Origin of the sequence: Campylobacter sp. 2018MI10, assembly GCF_018501175.1 — a bacterium.
Lineage (GTDB): Bacteria > Campylobacterota > Campylobacteria > Campylobacterales > Campylobacteraceae > Campylobacter_E.
Genome location: NZ_JAHCZD010000157.1, coordinates 1 through 234 on the forward strand (window position 1 = coordinate 1; position 234 = coordinate 234).

A 234-nucleotide genomic window follows, 5' to 3' on the forward strand; every position below is an offset into this window, starting at 1 on the left:
ATGCTCTGTTTAAGTTTTATATGGTGGAGAATAGCGGGATCGAACCGCTGACCTCCTGCGTGCAAGGCAGGCGCTCTCCCAGCTGAGCTAATTCCCCATATCAATACTCATTTCAACCTTTGATATCCAAACAAGCTCTCAAGAGCTCTTGAAATATTTATTATTACTCTTTAGTGTGAGTTAAAGAGTATGTACTCTAGAAAGGAGGTGATCCAACCGCAGGTTCTCCTACGG

General features: G+C 43.6%; 1 tRNA gene. It reads right to left on the minus strand.

Features of this window, described 5'->3' with window-relative positions:
* Positions 1-21 precede the first annotated feature (21 nt).
* Positions 22-97, minus strand: a tRNA-Ala gene (locus KJR01_RS10130).
* Positions 98-234: the final 137 nt, after the last annotated feature.